We start from the raw sequence: 17,511 nt of genomic DNA on the forward strand, positions 1-17,511 counted from the left end.
TCTTTCTATACCCGAGTGAGTTTGTCCAACAACTCAAGCAGTACAGGATCCAGGGGGGCCTGCACTGTCATTTCAGTCTCTGTGTCAGGATGAGTGAACTTAAGTTGCGCCGCATGCAGAAACAGGCGATTCAACCCAAGTGCCCGCATACTGTCATCAAACTTTTGCTCACTGTACTTTTCGTCACAGGCGATGGGGTGACCGGCATACTGGCAGTGCACCCGGATCTGATGAGTACGGCCGGTTACCGGACTCGCCTGCACCAGCGTGGCACCGTCATAACGCTGCAAAATTTTGAAACGGGTTTCCGAGGCCTTGCCTTCGGTATTCACCCGTACAATGCGTTCACCCGACTTAAGTGTCAACTTCAGCAATGGTGCCTTAACCACCTTGTCGTGCTTTTGCCACTCACCGCGAACCAGCGCCTGATAGTCTTTTTGCATCTGCTTATGTCTGAGTTGGTCATGCAGGTGCTTTAACGCGCTGCGCTTCTTGGCAACCAAAAGCACTCCTGAGGTGTCTTTATCCAAACGGTGCACCAACTCGAGAAACTTTTGCTGCGGTCGCAGGGACCTCAGCGCTTCAATCACGCCGTAATCCACACCACTGCCACCGTGTACGGCGATGCCGGCAGGTTTGTTCAGTACCAGAATATGCTTGTCTTCAAAAAGAATTCTGTCTTCTAGGCGCGATACCCGCTCAAGATTCGCGGATGGCGCAGTGCGATAGTTTTCTTCACTGACCCGAACCGGCGGAATACGTACCAGGTCCCCTTCGGCCAACTTGTATTCAGGCTTTATCCGTTTCTTGTTGACCCTGACTTCGCCCTTACGCACTATGCGATAGATCATGCTCTTGGGTACACCCTTGAGCTTGCTGAGCAGAAAATTGTCAATGCGCTGGCCAACATTGTCTTCGTCAATGGTCACCAGGCGAACTTGCAGATTGGGTGATGGCGTCTCGGTTTTCATAACACTTATGTTGCGGTTCGGGGCGCGCTATTGTACAACATGTTGAGGCTTTTGATTGCCGATTTTTTTGAATTCAGCTATATTTCAGCGGCGAACCCTGCGTATTGATGAGCCTTTGCTCAATCTATGAACGGTTCGAACAGTGGAAAGCGCTTGAGCGATGTCTGACCTCCGAGGTCGCAAATAATTGATTTGCAAACTGTATATAAAAGAACACTACTGAAAAAATTGTTTTTACGGTTAAACCTGGACGGAAACACGAAATTCAGACCACTTTCAAGCCGCCACTATGCTGTTTTCGAAAGTTAATGTTAACTCGTCATCAAACGACAAGGCTCGACTTCGGCATTACCGGATTATTATTGAAGAATTTATGGGGTTGGTTGATGTTTTACAACGAATTCCTTGTTTTTGTAATCATTGAAAAATAAGCCATAAATAGGATGCGACACGCAGCGAATGCGTCTAACAGCAATGCGCACCTCCCAGCCTGGAGGAACGCCGAGAGGCGTGCCCGAATGAGACCAGGCCCGTAATGCAGCGACCTGTACGTTTGATGACCTCTTATTAAGAAGAATGACGTCATCATGAAACGGATGTTAATCAATGCGACTCAATCCGAGGAGTTGCGCGTTGCCCTGGTTGATGGGCAACAGCTTTATGATCTGGATATCGAAAGCCCAGGCCATGAGCAGAAAAAAGCCAATATTTATAAAGGTAAAATCACCCGCGTAGAACCCTCTCTGGAAGCGGCATTTGTTGACTATGGCGCCGAGCGTCATGGCTTTCTGCCACTGAAAGAGATCGCTCGCGAATACTTCCCCAAAGGATACTCCTTCCAGGGTCGTCCCAGCATCAAAGAAGTGGTCAGTGAAGGCCAGGAAGTCATAGTTCAGATAGATAAAGAAGAACGTGGCAACAAGGGCGCCGCCCTGACCACCTTTATTAGTCTGGCTGGCTCTTACCTGGTACTCATGCCCAACAACCCTCGCGCCGGTGGTATCTCCCGTCGGATTGAAGGTGATGAGCGCACTGAGCTGAAAGCGGCCATGGAGCACCTGGAAGTGCCCAACGGCATGGGGCTGATTGTTCGCACCGCGGGTGTTGGCAAGGCTGCCGCCGATCTGCAGTGGGACTTGAAGGTATTGCTGCACCATTGGACAGCGATTCAGGAAGCGGCCGAGAGTCGCCCTGCTCCTTTCCTGATTCATCAGGAAAGCAATGTTATCGTCCGCGCCATCCGCGATTACCTGCGCCGTGATGTAGGCGAAATTCTAATCGATCACCCACAAATTTATGCTGATGCCAAACAGCATATCGCCTTGGTACGCCCTGATTTTGTCGACAGAGTCAAACCTTACTCTTCTGAAGTGCCACTTTTTACCCACTATCAGATTGAGTCACAGATAGAATCCGCATTCCAGCGCGAAGTTAGACTGCCTTCCGGCGGCTCCATCGTTATCGATCCCACAGAAGCGCTGACCTCTATCGATATCAACTCCGCCAGAGCCACCAAGGGCGGCGATATCGAAGAAACCGCACTGAACACCAACCTCGAAGCCGCCGACGAGATTGCCCGTCAGTTGCGTCTGCGCGACTTGGGCGGCCTGGTGGTTATCGACTTCATCGATATGACTCCGGTCAGACACCAACGCGAAGTGGAAAACCGTCTGCGTGATGCAGTTCACCATGACCGTGCCCGTGTGCAATTGGGCCGTATTTCCCGCTTCGGTCTGATGGAAATGTCCCGTCAGCGTCTGCGTCCGTCTCTGGAAGAGTCCGCCGCTCACATCTGCCCACGCTGTAACGGCCAGGGCACCATTCGTGGTACCGAGTCACTGGCACTGTCGATTCTGCGCCTGATGGAAGAAGAAGCCATCAAGGAAAACACCTCTCAGATTGAGGCCATAGTGCCCGTGGATGTTGCGGCTTACCTGCTGAACGAAAAGCGCAAGGCCATACGCATCACTGAGCAGCGCCATGATGTTGAAGTCTATGTGATCCCTGATCCACACATGATGACCCCGAACTACCGTGTGGTGCGTCATCGCAAGGACGACCAGATCTCTGAAGTCAGCTACCAGCGTGTGGAAGATCCGGAAAACAAACTGTATGAACCACGTAAACTGGAACGTGCAGCCGCACCTAAGCCAGCACTGAGTGGTTTCGCTACACCTCTCAAGCAGGAAACTGCCGAAGCACCGCAGACAGCCAAACCGGCGGCCAAAGCCGCAACGACTGAAGCGGCCAAGCCCGGAATAATTTCCCGTTTATTCGCCGCCCTGGGTGCCATCTTCTCCTCTTCCGAGCCACAAGCCGACAAGAAGCAGGAAAAGAGCACTAAAGACAATCAAGAAGGCAGCGGCCAGAACAACCGCCGTAACCGTCGCAATGACCGCAACGACAGACGTCGCAAGAGTGGTGATGACAAAGACGGTAACCGCGATTCACGCAGCCGCAACCGTAAATCGTCCGCCAATGAGCGCCCTGCCCGTGATAAAGACGAGCAAAGCAACAAGCGTCAGGCAAACGACACCGGCAAGCCAACCCGTGGTGACCGTAACGACAAGGCTCCCAAGTCTGAAGCTGTGGATGAACGCAAGAGCCGCAGCAAGGCCCGTGACGAAAGCGAGCAGGAACCAAAACAGGAAGCCGCCCGTGAGCGTCGCCAACGTCGCAACCTGCGCCGTAAGGTGCGCATTGAGGCCAGCGATGCACAGGAAGCCGTTGACAATACAGCAGAGACAGCCAGCGCCGAAGTGAAAGCCAGCGCCCAGGCCAAATCTGAAGTAAAGGTTGAGGCAAAAACCGAGGCCAAGCCAGCTCGCGCCAAAGAGAGCGATGCCAAGGATAACGCCGAGCAAGCTGACAAGCCGCGTCGCAGCCGTCGTAAGCCTGCCGCAGCTCAGGCTGAGTCCAAGGAAATGGAAGTTCAGACCGAAGTTGAAGCCAAGTCAGAAGCCAAGAGCGAAACGGCTACCGAGCAGAAGGGTGAAGAGTCAACTCAGGTTGCCACTAAAGCCCAAGGTGCAGAGATGTCACCAGACATTCAGGCAAGCGCCGAAGCCAGCCCTGTTGCCAATGCCGAGCAAATCGCTGAAACCAGTGTTCAAGCTAGTGGTGTTCAAAGTGATGCCGAAGCCATTGAGGGTGCTGAAGAAGACGATAAGCCCAAGCGCGAAGGCCAACGCCGTAGCCGCCGCAGCCCTCGTCATCTGCGCGCAGCCGGTCAGCGTCGCCGCCGTACTGAACAGGAAGGCGAAGAGTCTGAAAGTACTGAAAAAGCAAGCACTGAAGTAGCAAATAACGCTAAAGAAGCAGTTGTCGCCGAGGCATCAGCGTCAGCCGCTGCCGTTGAAGTCGCCGCTGAGCAAGCAAAGCCTGCCGACAAAGCTCAAGAGCAAGCGCAAGCTGAACCTCAAGTTGTTGCCAAGCCGGCTCCTCAGGTTGAAGCCAAAGCGGAAACCAAAGCCGAAGCTCAGGTTGAGACAAAGCCTCAAGCCGAGGTCGCTGCCAAGGTAGAAGCCGTTGCCGATGCAAAAGCCGCCGAAGTAGAGGTAAAGGCTGAGCCCAAAACAGCAGAAGCCGAACCAGCGCCTGAAGCCAAAGCTGAAAAAGCTGAAGTTGCAAAAGCTGAGCCCGTCGAAGCTGCGCCATCAAAGGCGGTAGAGAAAGCGAGCGAAGCACCCAAGGCTAAAACTGTTGAAGTCGCAGCAGCCAAGCCCAAGGCAGAAACTGCATCGGCAAGCGTCGCCGCCTCAGCCCCTATGGCCAAGCCGGCTGCTATCAGCCGCCCTGCGCGTCAGTCAAGCAATGAAGCCAAGGAAAGCTCGGCAGCAACACCTGCAACAACCCAGGCAAGCGCCGCAGCAAGAGTCAGTCGCTTCAGCACTATGGTTGGCTCAGATACAACCAAGCCACAGGTGGATCAACGTGCTCAAGTTGAAGTGCCCAAAGGCCGTGAGTATCAGGCCAATGGCGAAACCGCGCCACGCAAGAGCCATGGTAACAGCGCCGAGTCAGATATGGCCCGTCCCTGAACCTAAGTGTTGCTGAGAAAAAACCATGCCCTCGGGCATGGTTTTTTTATTTTGATCTGCTTCACACTTCTGTCACAACAGAAATTTTGCTAGTATGCGCAACTTTGTTTTTAACCCTCAAGATGGGATCCCAAGCTGAATGTTTGAACTGATACGCCATAAAACCAGCAGTCACAAGGCGGATATACTCTCCGGCCTAACGGTTGCTATGGCGCTGGTGCCCGAAGCGGTAGCCTTTGCCTTCGTTGCTAAAGTAGAACCTATGGTGGGCCTTTATGCCGCCTTTATTATGGGACTGATCACGGCCCTCATCGGCGGCCGTCCCGGCATGATCTCAGGCGCCACCGGCGCGATGGCCGTGGTCATGACCAGCCTGGTGGTGTCTCACGGCGTCAGCTATCTGTTTGCTGCCGTGGTGCTGGCCGGGGTAATTCAAATTACCGCCGGAGCACTGCGTCTTGGCAAGTTCATCCGCATAGTGCCTTATCCTGTGATGATAGGCTTCGTCAACGGCCTAGCCATAGTGATATTCCTGGCGCAACTGGGGCAATTTCAAGTCAAAGTCGGCGAAGAGGAGATGGCCTGGTTGCCCGGTGCAGATATCTGGCTGATGCTGGCGCTGATAGCCATGACGATGGCCATCATACATTTTCTGCCTAAACTGACCACAGCCGTGCCTTCATCCCTGGTGGCCATACTGGCAGTAACCGCTCTGGTGGTAGGCCTGGATTTGGATACCCGCAACGTGCTCGATTATTTGCGCAATATGAGCGGTAATCCTGAGGCAACTATCGCCGGCACACTGCCAAGCTTTGCCATTCCGGCCGTGCCCTTCAACCTGGAAACCCTTTATATCATAGCGCCCTATGCCGTTATCCTGGCTGCTGTTGGCCTGATTGAGTCTCTGCTGACTCTGACTGTGGTCGATGAGATGACCCAGACCCGCGGCCGTGGCAACAAGGAATGTGTCGGCCAAGGCGTGGGTAACGTCACCAGTGGCTTTTTCGGTGCCATGGGTGGCTGCGCCATGATTGGTCAGTCGATGATTAACATCAACTCAGGGGGCCGCGGTCGTCTTTCCGGGATCACCGCCGCTCTCACCTTGCTGTGCTTTATTCTGTTTGCCGCCGCCTTTATCGAGATGATCCCGCTGGCCGCCTTGGTCGGGGTCATGTTTATGGTGGTGCTGGGAACCTTTGAGTGGGCCAGCTTTAAAGTGATGCGTAAGGTGCCCAAGCACGATGCCTTTGTTATTGTGCTGGTGACTGTGGTGACGGTATTTACCGATCTGGCGATTGCGGTATTTGTCGGGGTGATAGTATCTGCGCTGGTATTTGCCTGGGAGCATGCCAAACAAATCAGTGCTCAAAAGAGCATAGATGCCAACGGTTGGGCGGTTTACCGTCTCAATGGCCCACTGTTTTTCGGCTCGGCGGCTTCGTTCCTTGAGTTGTTCGATGCCAACAATGACCCCAAGGATGTCGTGGTCGACTTCCAGTCATCCCGGGTCTGTGACCACTCGGCTCTGGATGCCATAGACACCTTGGCCGAGCGCTATGTGAATCAAGGCAAACGCCTGCATCTTCGTCATCTTTCCAACGACTGCAAACAGTTGCTGCACAAGGCCGGCGATCTGGTGGAAGTCAATCTGATTGAAGATCCCAGATACAAGATTGCCGACGACAAGTTGGACTCGTAAATTAACACTGTCCAGACCATATAAAAACGGCAAGCTGAGGCTTGCCGTTTTTATATTCTACTTCAGCTTGGCACTGAAACGCCGTCGCACCTTATCCAGCTTGGGTTTGATCACCAAGGCACAATAGGGCTGCTCACCATGGAGCGCAAAATAGTCGTTATGATAGTCCTCCGCCGGATAGAAACCATCAAAGGCGGTCAACTCTGTCACTATCGGTGCGCCGAATAAGCCTTCCTCATCCAGCGCCTTAATCATGGAGGACGCCACCTCAAGCTGCTTATCCGAGTGCGCGAAAATCACCGAACGATACTGAGGCCCCACGTCGTTACCCTGGCGATTCAAGGTGGTGGGATCATGGCTGGCAAAGAACACCTCCAACAGCTCGGCATAGCTGATGACAGTGGGGTCAAAAACTATCTGCACCACTTCGGCATGGCCGGTTGCGCCGCTGCATACCGCCTTGTAGTTGGCATCTTTTGCCGCGCCGCCGGCATAGCCGGAAGTCACTTGCGTAACCCCGGCCAAGCTTAAAAATACCGCTTCTGAACACCAAAAACAGCCGCCGCCCAGGGTGGCCGTCTCCAAACACTTTTCAGTTGCCGGCTGCTGAGCCTCGGCATCATCTATGGCCTCAAATACCATGGAGACAGAATTGACGCAATGTCGCAAGTTCTTGGGCGTTAACCCCTCTCCTTCAAACACATGTCCCAAATGACCACCACATTGACTGCAGACGATTTCGGTTCTGCGACCATCGGCGTCGGGTATCCGGTTGACGGCACCAAAGATTTCATCGTCAAAGGCGGGCCAGCCACAATGGGCGTTGAATTTATGCTCGGACAAATACAAGGGGGCACCGCATTTACGGCACAGATATCGCCCCTTGGCATTGTGTTGATACAGCTCTCCACTGAAAGGGCGCTCTGTGCCTTTTTCCTCTATGACATAACGCTCAAACTCGTTCAGGGGTTTCATTTAACGCTCCTCGATTGCTCTGCGTAACCCATAAAACCCGAACTGCAACAGTTACCGTTCACTCAAGTTACTCAGTGCCATAAAAGTGACTTGGATCACTTTACGTTGCCCCTATAAAGACATCAAGGTAGACTTGCGCCCGGGTCACCCGACTGCCAACAAAATGTCCATAGAGACACAAGTATCGGGTCAATAAAAAATAACCAAGAAAGATGATGATGAAACTGGAAACCATAGACTATCGCGCCGCAGATGCTGCCGAGCGCTTTGTAGAATCCCTGCGCAGCACAGGCTTTGGCGTGTTGAGCAACCACCCTATTTCACAACACTTGGTGCAGGATATCTACCGCGACTGGCAGGAGTTCTTCAACAGTGAAGAGAAGCAGGCCTTCATGTTCAAGCCGGAAACCCAGGATGGTTTCTTTCCGGCGAGCATTTCAGAAACCGCCAAAGGCCATACGGTCAAAGACATCAAAGAGTACTTTCACGTCTACCCCTGGGGCCGCATTCCTGAGCAATTGCAGGACAATATCCTCACCTACTACCAAGAAGCCAATGCGCTGGCCGCCGAGCTTCTGGACTGGGTCGAGGTGCACTCGCCTGCCGAGGTGGCAGCCAACTACCGCACAGCGCTGTCGCAAATGATAGCCAATAGCCACAAGACGCTGCTGCGGGTACTGCATTATCCGCCGATGACTGGCGATGAGACCCCAGGCGCCATTCGTGCCGCTGCCCATGAGGATATCAACCTGCTCACCGTATTGCCCGCCGCCAACGAGCCCGGGCTGCAGGTGAAGAGCCTCGACGGAGAATGGTTGGATGTTCCCAGCGATTTTGGCAACCTTATCATAAACATAGGCGATATGCTCCAGGAGGCTTCCGCCGGTTACTTCCCATCGACCACTCATAGGGTGATCAACCCGGAAGGCGCCGATATGAGCAAGTCGCGGATCTCACTGCCGCTGTTCCTGCATCCTCGTCCCGACGTTGTGCTGTCAGAGCGCTATACCGCCGACAGCTACCTGATGGAGCGCCTGCGCGAACTTGGGGTTATCTAGCGCCTGCGGGCGCTTTTTTCAGTTCGGAATGCTACAATAGCGCTCTTTTTTCAGTTTTCAGCAGGATAAGCAATAGATGGCGATTCAATGGTATCCGGGACACATGCACAAGGCCCGCAAAGAGATAGAAGAGGTGATGCCTCAGATAGATCTGGTGATCGAAGTGCTGGACGCCCGAATACCTTACAGCAGTGAAAACCCCATGGTGGCCAAGCTGCGCCAGGACAAGCCTTGTATCAAGTTGCTGAACAAGTCTGATCTGGCCGATCCCGAGATAACCAATCGTTGGATTGAGTACCTGGAGCAGGAACAAGGAGTACGGGCACAAGCCATCACTACCCTGCAACCTGCCATGGTCAGAAAGATCCCCGAGCTATGCCGCAAACTGGTCCCCGTGAGCGAAGGTGCGCTCAAGGATATTCGCACCATGATCATGGGCATCCCCAATGTGGGCAAGTCCACCATCATCAACACCCTGGCCGGCCGGGTGATTGCCAAAACAGGTAATGAACCTGCGGTGACCAAGGCGCAGCAAAGGATCAACCTCAAAAACGGCATAGTGCTGTCCGACACGCCGGGGATCCTTTGGCCCAAGGTGGACAATGAAGCCTCGGGTTATCGTCTTGCGGTCACAGGTGCCATCAAGGACACCGCCATGGAATATGAGGATGTGGCCCTGTTTGCTGCAGCTTATTTCCTGCATGCTTACCCGGAGGCGATGATGGAGCGTTATAAGCTCACCTCCCTGCCCGCCACCGATATCGAATTACTCGAAGAGATAGGCCGCAGGCGCGGCGCCCTCAGAAGCGGCGGTCATATCGATCTGCACAAGGCCTCGGAACTGCTGCTGCATGAATTCCGCTCTGGGAAAATCGGCCAGCTGTCACTGGAAACGCCGGAAATGGCCCAGGCAGAAGAGGCGGAAGTGGCCAAGCTGCTGGCAGAGAAAGAAGCCCTGAAGCAGGCAAAGAAAGAAGCCGACAGGCTGAAGCGCTCCGGCAAACGCCATCAGGGTTAAGCTTCCCTCAAGAAGCAAGCTTAGCGAAAACAGGCCGCCATTGTGGTCTGTTTTTGTATGTCACTTATCCGACCAATTATCCAACTAAATTCCGCATAAGCTTAATGTTAGTCCTTTGCAGAACCGCTCACCGCGTGGGCGGGATAATCTTCTGTCTGGCGGCCTGGATCCGGGCAAACAGTCCGGCAATGCTCAACTCCAACAGATCCAAAACCTGCTCAAATCCGCTGTCGCCACCATAGTAAGGATCCGGGACTTCCCTGATGGGGGTATCGGCAAAGTCCAGCATCAAGGCCAGCTTGTGTTTGTAAATCTGCGGACAAGCCTCATATAGGGCCTGAAGGTTCTCACGATCGGCCGCCAGAATAAGATCGAAATGAGCAAAGTCCTGTGCGCACACCTGCCTGGCTTTGAGCCCTGAAAAGTCCAGTCCACGCCGCTCTCCGGCGGCGCGGGCGCGCCTGTCCGGCGACTCCCCTGAGTGGTAACCTATGGTGCCGGCAGAATCCAACTCCAGTGCCAGTCCCATGGCCTGAGCCTTGGCCCGGGCCACAGCTTCAGCACTTGGTGAGCGGCAGATATTGCCCATACAAACCATCAAGATACGGTTAATTTCGCCCTCGCTGACACTTGGCACACTTTGAAATTCCACCTTAAGGTTCCTTATTGGCTGACTCGGCAGGATTGCGTTCCGCAGCCGGGTCGGCGACAGAGACTTTTGCCTCAATAACCTCTGCCGGGAAACTGAGTTGATAGTCGGATCTTACCCTAAGGAAGCGGGCAAACCTAGGCTTGCCGCCCGAGGTCCGCCCGGAGAAAGCAAAGGTTACCCAGGTTCCGGGAAGCGGCGGTGAAGCCCTCTCGGCATCGGTGAAACCTGTCCCCAGGCGAAAGCTTACCCCAGCCTCGGTTTCCACCAGCAAGGCGCCCATCATGCCTTGATACTTGCCTTTTCCCGGAAGTATCGCCAGCACTCGCGCCTCGGCATCTTCCACAGGTTTGAGTTTTAACAAGGCATCACTGCGCCCCGCCAGATACATGGCATCGATGCGGTGCGCCATCAGGCCTTCGCCCCCTTTGGCCACCACCTGTTGTAACCACAGATGTAACTCTTGCGTGCTGCTCAGACGCCGCTGCTCGATGACATAGAGATAAGGGGTCAGTTGGTGATACTGCTTGAACGCCTGATAACGTTCGGCAAAAGCCATTTTAAGCCCGGGGGCATCGAACAGATAAAAACCCAGCTGGCGCCAGGAGTCTGCTTCGCCTAAACCTCTGGCCAGCAGCGATGCAGTATCAAAGCTGTGATAGCCACCCCAAAGCTCTCCTTCGAGTGCCACGTCAGGAAAGTCCTTCACAAACCAAATTGGTGCAGGAATGACTCTGCCCGAGCGGCTCAACAAACGCCTGCCGTCCCATCTGGCGCGGACACCATCAAGTTTTTCACTGACAAGGAAATCCTTGATATCTACCTTATGTTGTTGCCAACGTCCGGCCAGCTCAGGGGCCGGTAATTCTCTATCGCCGGCAGCCGGAAACGAGAGCAAAAAAGACAAAGCCAGCAGAAAAGTTTGCAGCAGTAACAATATGGCAGGAAAACATTTAAGGTATGCTGTTGTCGTTAAAGATTGCGGATATTGCATAAGCCCTCCCTGGCTGTCGGCCAATTGCCTGCTACATCCTATAGCAGAGACCAAAACTATAAAGAGTATAGAAAGTCGTGGCGATTATGGTGACAACAAGTGTAACGATTATCGAAACGGCCCTCCCCCCTTTGCCAAACCTTCCACCATGGCATAATAACGGCCAAACACCCTTGGTGGGTGAAGTAACAGCTATATCAGCGGCAAGATGAGCTGCTATAATACCGCCGCACCTTCCCTAAGCGTCACCAATACTCAATGAGTGGCTCGTGACCAACGCAAGGTCAATAAAGGCAGCGACCTGTTTCAACCCCATTAACCCAGGAACCTTTCACGGTTCAGCGGGTCTTTATACAGCAACCCGCCATAGCCACAGATCAAGAATTGAGAAAATATGAAACCCGCCAACAATCACGGACTGAAACGCATTTTTCGCGCCACCGGCTTTTCCATGAAAGGACTGAACTCAGCCTGGAAACATGAAGCCGCCTTTCGTCAGGAAGCCGTACTGGCATTGTTAATGATCCCGCTGGCGTTATATCTGGATGTGGCCAAGACAGAAAAATTACTGCTGATAACGACAGTATTTATCGTCATTATTACCGAACTATTGAATTCAGCCATTGAAGCCGTGGTCGACAGAGTGGGCGATGAAATTCATCCCTTGAGCGGCCAGGCCAAAGATATTGCCTCGGCGGCAGTCTTTATCAGCCTGTGTTTATGCGGCCTGACCTGGGCCGTGGTTATCTGGCCTTTGGTGTTCTAAAGCGCTTTGGTATGTTGAATGCATGCTTTGGAATATTGAATGCATAAGTAAGGAAACCGGGGCTTCAAGCCAAAGCGCTCAATGCCCCGGAGAGGCTTAGAACTGACTTCTGAGATAGTTGACCGCTTGCAGTATCTGCTCCAGGCGGTCGTTGCCCGGCAAGTAGGCTACATAGACATTGCGCCTGAGCGGTGTTTTATCATCAATCACAAACAGCTCACCTTTCGCCAGATAAGGTTCAATCATGTTTTGCGGCAAAAATGCACTGCCGCCATTATTGAGCAGAAAGTCCAGCGCAATGCGGGCAGAGCCGGTGTGCAGTACAGGAATGGGCAACTCGGCATAGTCTCTGGCATGTTGAATATTAAACGCCGTGCCCCAATCGACCTTGATATAATGCCTGTCCGTCAGTTCATCGACTGAGGTAGCCGCCTCTGTGCTCACCAGATGCAGAGACACCTCTCCTATCTGCAATAGCTCAAACTCTTCCAACTTAGGGGGATCGAAGGCAATGGCCAGATCCAGCGTTCGGTCCATCAACTGTTTGGTCATCGCCGCCGGCGCCAGAATTTCGGTGCGTAGCGCCACTCCGGCAAGCCCCTGATGTAAGCCCTGCATATATCCCTGCAGATAAGCGTCCCAGATATTGGGCGCCGCACCGATAACCAATTGTACCGACTGGTGCTCACTCAAGGAGATATCCTGTTTGGCCCGCTCCCAGGCGGTCAGTACCGCTTCGGCATGCGCCAGCATCCGCACCCCGGCCGGGGTCGGTTGTATGTTGTTTCGCTGCCGCTCAAACAACTCGACGCCGAGAATACTCTCCAGCTGCTTCACCCTGAAAGATACTGCGCTGCGGGTCAGATAGAGGTTCTCGGCGGCCTTCCCAAAATGGCGGGTATGGGAAACTTCCAGAAATGTCTTGAGTAAATCCGTGTCCATAAAAAATTCTTTATCGTCATAGACAAATTTTTTTGATTTATAAATCAATCATACTAGCCAATACTCTGCTTGCAAATCTCCTCAAGAACCATTTTGTAAGGAATATCGCCATGTTGACCACGACTCCTTCACCATCGGCACTGCAAAGTGCATCTATGCAACAAGCCGCCAATGAGAGTTTTGTCAGCGAACGCCGTTTCTATGACGACAAAAACTTCCCCAAGGGCTTTCGCCGCAGCGGGGATTTTACATACAACGAAGCAGAATTACTCGAAAAACATGGCGTTGCCATGCAGGCTCTGGCGGAAGGACGCCAAGCCCCCCGAAATCCGGAGGAGAGTCATTTTGTTGAAGTTGTCCGCGGAAATTCCGCTCCCGGTAGCTTGTTGGAAAAGATCTGGGTAAAGTATGTCAAGTTGGCTTCTGGGAAGCCTTTCTACGCAGTTGTCGGCACCAATTTGGTGAAAAAGGCCGATGCTGAGTATCTTGACGATATGATAGATGACGATGTTCAGGATGAGCCTGAACTAGAGGATGACCAATGAAAATTAGGGTTTGCGACTAAATGCGTGGTTGGATTTTATATAAAGAGACCGCGACTCAGCTAAAACCTGAATTGTATGAAATTAACCGATTGTTGGAGGCTGCCAAGGCCGACAATATCGAACTTGAGGTCTATGCTCCCGATGAGTTTGACCTCACTGTGACCCGAGAGGACAACAAGAGTATTTTACTGAACGGGCAACCAGTAGAGTTGCCCGATTTTATTATTCCCCGTATGGGCTCGGGTACCACCTATTTTGCCTTGGCGATTATCCGCCACCTGGAGCGTCTTGGCGTTTATTGCCTTAACTCTTCCAAGGCGATAGAAACCGTTAAGGACAAGCTATTTTCCCAGCAACTGTTGGCTGAAAAGAATCTGCCAACGCCCAAGACCATGCTGGTGAAATTCCCGGTTGATGTTGACTTGGTTGAACGTCATTTGGGTTTCCCTGTGGTGATCAAGACACTGTCCGGCTCGCAAGGCAGCGGCGTGTTTCTGTCACACAAGGCGCGGGAGTTCGATGATCTGATGCAGCTTATCGAAGCCACCAATAAAAATGCCAACATCATTTTGCAGGAGTTTATCTCCAACAGCCATGGCCGGGACTTACGAGTCTTTACCATAGGTGGCCGGGTAGCGGGTTGCTACGAAAGACGCGGTCAAGAGGACAGTTTCAAAGCCAATGTCAGCGCCGGTGGCTCAGCCAGCCCCTTTACGGTCACACCTGAAATCGAGTGGCTGGCAACCCAGACCGCCAATATTTTGGATCTGGATGTCGCCGGAATCGATCTGCTGTTCGATAATGGTCACTACAAGATTTGCGAGGCCAACTCCTCGCCGGGCTTTGAAGGACTGGAGTCCTGCCTCAATCTAGATATTGCAGCACAAATACTGCACTTTATCCGTATCCGTTTGGGCATGTTCAACAAGGACTCCAAGAAAAGCGATAGCAGCAAGTCCGAGGGCTGATCCGAACACGATCTTTAATATAAGACTGAAGCGCTCCATTACGGAGTGCTTTTTTGTTATGGATCATAAAAAACCATAACTTTCCAAACATTTTATTCACACAACACACTATTCTGGTTTAGACTCTCTGCAACCGCGCGGATTTTCAGCATCCGAAAATACAAGAAGTGTCGCCCCAAGAGCGAACCCAAAAGCACTCAAACCGCACATGTGCCGAATTACCCCGGAAAAGGAATCTCTGAGAAGGCACTTGGATTATCTGAGTAATAAAAAGAGATCACCCCATTGTTGACAACACATTTAATTAACATTCCGGGTTCGAAACTGGTGTTGACACTACTCCTGTTGTGCTGCGCGGCCAACTCTGTTCAGGCCGACGAGTGGAGTCTGAATATAGGTGGTTTCTATTCCCAGTCCGACACCAATATGCAAGTCACAGATCCCTTGTTAGGCAACGATTTCGAATTGGATTTCGAATCGGATCTGCAGTTGGCGGAAAATGAGTTTCTGCCATTGGTTGAAGTAGGATATCGCTTCAACGACAGACACCATATCTATATCGATTGGAAACAACTGCATCGCAGCGCCGAAACTCAAGCAGTCAGCAGGCCATTTCAAATCCAGATTGATGATACTGTTTATGACGTCAAGGCCGGAGGCCAGTTAGGCACAAGCCTTAATATTGATATCGTTCGTATTGGCTATGGCTATGATCTGTTTCAAGGCAACGGTTATAACATAGGGGTCAGTGTAGGGCTGCACACTATGTTGATTGACAGCAGCTTTGAGGGTTCCATTGGCGCCTGTGCCACTTCAGAACTCAGCGGCAATATCTGCAGTGCTCAACCTATTCCCAGAGTGGTAGATGAGAGTGTGACTGCACCTTTGCCGAATGTTGGCCTCTTTGGTGACTATGAGCTGGCACCCGGTTGGCAACTTAATCTACATGCCCAATATTTTTCCGTGCGTCTGGATGACCTCAAAGGCTCATTGGTCGATATCAGAGCAGGCATGAAAACGGCGCTGAGTGACAACTGGGACATTAGTGTGGCGTACAACTATTACAAGGTAGATGTGGATGTGCGTCAGAGTACGTCCAATGCCGAAGTAAAAGTAGCCGACTACAATATTTACTATAGTTTTATCGGCCCCATGTTATCTGTCAGCTATCGCTTCTGAGGCCAATATAAAAACCGGGGACAGATCCCCGGTTTGCGCTTAAAAGTGTCCTTCTCAGCGCAGATCCTGCGCCCGACGTTTCTTAAAGTCCGAGTCTTCAAGCCATTTGGGCCAATCATTGTTATTGGCCAACCGCGCCAGAATATCGCTTATCAAGGCCAAGTCCTGCTGAACCCCATCCAGACTCCAGCTTGGGTCATAATCATCGGCTGCCTTATGATATTTATGGGCGATATAATCCGGGTCTGTATCCCCCAAACTCATAAACAGCAAGCCGGGTACCCCTTCCTTGGCCAGAGCGAAATGATCCGAGCGGAACATCAAGCCATTTTGCGGCCGGGGATCGGCCTTGACGCTGCGTCCCTGTCCTTTGGCGGCATCATTCAAATACTGCTCCAGCTCTGACACACCCTCACCATAACGCAGGATGTAATCCACGCCTTTGCCCATATTCATGCCGTCTATATTAAGAAATGCCACCAGCTGCTTGGTGGGAACCGGGGGATTTTCGGCAAAGTACTGGGCACCAATGAGTCCGGTTTCCTCGGCAGTAAAGGCGCTGAACAGAATCGAGCGTTTCGGGGCATCAATGCCCTTTTGCTGTTTGAAATGCTTTGCCAATGCCAGAACACCGGCCACACCGGAGGCGTTGTCCACAGCGCCGTTGAGCACCACTTCCTTGCCATCTTCAATGGTCTTTCCCAGGTGATCCCAGTGAGCGTGCATCACCAAGTATTCATTTTTGTGTTCACTTCCAGGCAACAAGGCCGCCACATTGTGGGATTGCGCCAGTTCTATCTTGTTGTTCAAAGTTAGATTGGCCTTGAGTTTTAACGGCACCGCCTTGAAGCCTTTATTGACCGCCTGTTGCTTCAAGGTATCAAAATCCAGACCCGCCTGGCTGAACAGCTTCTTGGCGCTATCATGCTGGATCCACCCCATCACGCCCACCGATGATGCGTTGTTGTCTTTATCCACCAGGGTGTACTTGGTATTGGTGTTACTGTTACGCACCACCCCCCAACCGTAAGCGGCGGGCGCAGTTTCATGCACAATAAACACGGCTTCGGCGCCCTGACGGGCCGCTTCTTCATATTTATAGGTCCAGCGACCATAATAGGTCATGGCATTGCCCTTGAATACCTGGGGATCCTGAGTGGCAAAGCCGGGATCATTGACCAGCACAATCAGCGTCTTACCACGAACATCCAGGCCTTCAAAGTCATTCCAGCCGTATTCCGGGGCATTGATACCGTAGCCGACAAATACCACCTCGCTGTCTTGCAGCTCCACCTTGGGTGTCACTCTTTGAGTGCGGGCGGTAAACTCCTCGCCGTTACTGAAACTCATTGAGCCCAACTTAAGCTGCATATTCTGATCTGCGCTGATCCTGGCCATGGGCACGGCTTGCAGATAACTGTTGCCAAACCCGGGCTCAAGCCCCATCTCCTTGAAGGCTTTGGTAAGGTAATCCAAGGTCAGCTGTTCACCGGCCGACAGAGGCGCACGGCCTCCAAAAGCATCGCTGGCAAGGGTTTTCACATCCTGGCGATAGCTGGATTCATCCAGTTCAAAGGGGGCGGCCAACGCCAGAGCAGGCGTTAACAATGTGGCCAACAGGCCACACACAGAGGTAAATTTCACGACTTCATTCCTTACTATTATCTATTTTGTTCAGCCATTGTAACAGCGGGGCAGCATTCGGCA

General features: G+C 52.5%; 14 protein-coding genes. 8 read left to right on the forward strand and 6 right to left on the reverse strand.

Annotated features, from left to right (window positions below):
- Positions 1-5 precede the first annotated feature (5 nt).
- Positions 6-971, reverse strand: a complete 966-nt coding sequence (rluC, locus tag WKR14_RS11730) for a 23S rRNA pseudouridine(955/2504/2580) synthase RluC (RefSeq protein WP_165565169.1) — start codon at positions 969-971, stop codon at positions 6-8.
- Between the two features lie 587 nt (positions 972-1,558).
- Here rluC and rne point away from each other — a divergent pair.
- A complete protein-coding gene (gene rne, locus WKR14_RS11735) occupies positions 1,559-5,011 on the forward strand; it encodes a ribonuclease E (protein WP_339086231.1) in 3,453 nt (1,150 codons plus the stop codon).
- A 139-nt stretch (positions 5,012-5,150) separates the two neighbouring features.
- The gene (locus WKR14_RS11740; RefSeq protein ID WP_039033294.1) at positions 5,151-6,710 is read left to right on the forward strand and encodes a SulP family inorganic anion transporter; all 1,560 of its coding nucleotides are present in this window, start codon (positions 5,151-5,153) and stop codon (positions 6,708-6,710) included.
- Between the two features lie 57 nt (positions 6,711-6,767).
- Here the strand turns inward: WKR14_RS11740 and WKR14_RS11745 are convergent, their stop codons facing one another.
- Positions 6,768-7,685, reverse strand: coding sequence for a bifunctional methionine sulfoxide reductase B/A protein (locus WKR14_RS11745; RefSeq protein ID WP_339086234.1), 918 nt, complete (start codon positions 7,683-7,685; stop codon positions 6,768-6,770).
- A 218-nt stretch (positions 7,686-7,903) separates the two neighbouring features.
- Here WKR14_RS11745 and WKR14_RS11750 point away from each other — a divergent pair, with 218 nt between their 5' ends.
- A complete protein-coding gene (locus WKR14_RS11750; protein WP_039033333.1) occupies positions 7,904-8,743 on the forward strand; it encodes an isopenicillin N synthase family dioxygenase in 840 nt (279 codons plus the stop codon).
- A gap of 76 nt (positions 8,744-8,819) precedes the next feature.
- Positions 8,820-9,761 carry a ribosome biogenesis GTPase YlqF gene (ylqF, locus tag WKR14_RS11755; RefSeq protein ID WP_093983046.1) on the forward strand — a complete coding sequence of 314 codons (942 nt, stop codon included), beginning with the start codon at positions 8,820-8,822 and terminating at the stop codon, positions 9,759-9,761.
- 127 nt (positions 9,762-9,888) lie between these two features.
- On the opposite strand, the gene WKR14_RS11760 is transcribed toward ylqF, so the two are convergent.
- Together WKR14_RS11760 and WKR14_RS11765 are read right to left on the reverse strand one after the other, a co-directional pair.
- Positions 9,889-10,359 carry a low molecular weight protein-tyrosine-phosphatase gene (locus WKR14_RS11760; protein ID WP_339087749.1) on the reverse strand — a complete coding sequence of 157 codons (471 nt, stop codon included), beginning with the start codon at positions 10,357-10,359 and terminating at the stop codon, positions 9,889-9,891.
- Positions 10,360-10,414: 55 nt separating this feature from the next.
- Positions 10,415-11,404: a DNA ligase gene (locus WKR14_RS11765; protein WP_339086237.1), complete on the reverse strand. Its 990-nt coding sequence runs from the start codon at positions 11,402-11,404 to the stop codon at positions 10,415-10,417.
- Positions 11,405-11,798: 394 nt separating this feature from the next.
- On the opposite strand from WKR14_RS11765, the gene WKR14_RS11770 reads away from it, so the two are divergent.
- Positions 11,799-12,170 carry a diacylglycerol kinase gene (locus WKR14_RS11770; protein ID WP_101055174.1) on the forward strand — a complete coding sequence of 124 codons (372 nt, stop codon included), beginning with the start codon at positions 11,799-11,801 and terminating at the stop codon, positions 12,168-12,170.
- Between the two features lie 96 nt (positions 12,171-12,266).
- On the opposite strand, the gene hdfR is transcribed toward WKR14_RS11770, so the two are convergent.
- On the reverse strand, positions 12,267-13,112 hold the full coding sequence (hdfR, locus tag WKR14_RS11775; protein ID WP_101055176.1) for an HTH-type transcriptional regulator HdfR: 846 nt from the start codon (positions 13,110-13,112) through the stop codon (positions 12,267-12,269).
- Between the two features lie 110 nt (positions 13,113-13,222).
- Here hdfR and WKR14_RS11780 point away from each other — a divergent pair, with 110 nt between their 5' ends.
- The 3 genes from WKR14_RS11780 to WKR14_RS11790 all read left to right on the forward strand — a co-directional run bounded on the left by WKR14_RS11780 (position 13,223) and on the right by WKR14_RS11790 (position 15,804).
- A complete protein-coding gene (locus WKR14_RS11780) occupies positions 13,223-13,657 on the forward strand; it encodes a DUF413 domain-containing protein (RefSeq protein WP_039033298.1) in 435 nt (144 codons plus the stop codon).
- A gap of 20 nt (positions 13,658-13,677) precedes the next feature.
- Positions 13,678-14,625 (forward strand): ATP-grasp domain-containing protein, encoded by a 948-nt coding sequence (locus WKR14_RS11785; RefSeq protein WP_101055178.1) that lies wholly within the window; start codon positions 13,678-13,680, stop codon positions 14,623-14,625.
- 327 nt (positions 14,626-14,952) lie between these two features.
- On the forward strand, positions 14,953-15,804 hold the full coding sequence (locus WKR14_RS11790; protein WP_339086240.1) for a hypothetical protein: 852 nt from the start codon (positions 14,953-14,955) through the stop codon (positions 15,802-15,804).
- Positions 15,805-15,858: 54 nt separating this feature from the next.
- On the opposite strand, the gene WKR14_RS11795 is transcribed toward WKR14_RS11790, so the two are convergent.
- Positions 15,859-17,448, reverse strand: a complete 1,590-nt coding sequence (locus WKR14_RS11795) for a M28 family metallopeptidase (RefSeq protein WP_101055180.1) — start codon at positions 17,446-17,448, stop codon at positions 15,859-15,861.
- Positions 17,449-17,511: the final 63 nt, after the last annotated feature.

Origin of the sequence: Shewanella chilikensis (assembly GCF_037953065.1) — a bacterium.
Lineage (GTDB): Bacteria > Pseudomonadota > Gammaproteobacteria > Enterobacterales > Shewanellaceae > Shewanella > Shewanella chilikensis.

What these genes read in the sequence shown, in the direction of transcription:
- rne (WP_339086231.1), top strand. Translation starts at nt 1,559, where the DNA reads ATGAAACGGATGTTAATCAATGCGACTCAATCCGAGGAGTTGCGCGTT.
- WKR14_RS11770 (WP_101055174.1), top strand. Translation starts at nt 11,799, where the DNA reads ATGAAACCCGCCAACAATCACGGACTGAAACGCATTTTTCGCGCCACC.
- WKR14_RS11780 (WP_039033298.1), top strand. Translation starts at nt 13,223, where the DNA reads ATGTTGACCACGACTCCTTCACCATCGGCACTGCAAAGTGCATCTATG.
- WKR14_RS11765 (WP_339086237.1), bottom strand. Translation starts at nt 11,404, where the DNA reads ATGCAATATCCGCAATCTTTAACGACAACAGCATACCTTAAATGTTTT.
- WKR14_RS11785 (WP_101055178.1), top strand. Translation starts at nt 13,678, where the DNA reads ATGCGTGGTTGGATTTTATATAAAGAGACCGCGACTCAGCTAAAACCT.
- WKR14_RS11750 (WP_039033333.1), top strand. Translation starts at nt 7,904, where the DNA reads ATGAAACTGGAAACCATAGACTATCGCGCCGCAGATGCTGCCGAGCGC.
- WKR14_RS11745 (WP_339086234.1), bottom strand. Translation starts at nt 7,685, where the DNA reads ATGAAACCCCTGAACGAGTTTGAGCGTTATGTCATAGAGGAAAAAGGC.
- WKR14_RS11760 (WP_339087749.1), bottom strand. Translation starts at nt 10,359, where the DNA reads ATGGTTTGTATGGGCAATATCTGCCGCTCACCAAGTGCTGAAGCTGTG.
- WKR14_RS11740 (WP_039033294.1), top strand. Translation starts at nt 5,151, where the DNA reads ATGTTTGAACTGATACGCCATAAAACCAGCAGTCACAAGGCGGATATA.
- rluC (WP_165565169.1), bottom strand. Translation starts at nt 971, where the DNA reads ATGAAAACCGAGACGCCATCACCCAATCTGCAAGTTCGCCTGGTGACC.
- ylqF (WP_093983046.1), top strand. Translation starts at nt 8,820, where the DNA reads ATGGCGATTCAATGGTATCCGGGACACATGCACAAGGCCCGCAAAGAG.
- hdfR (WP_101055176.1), bottom strand. Translation starts at nt 13,112, where the DNA reads ATGGACACGGATTTACTCAAGACATTTCTGGAAGTTTCCCATACCCGC.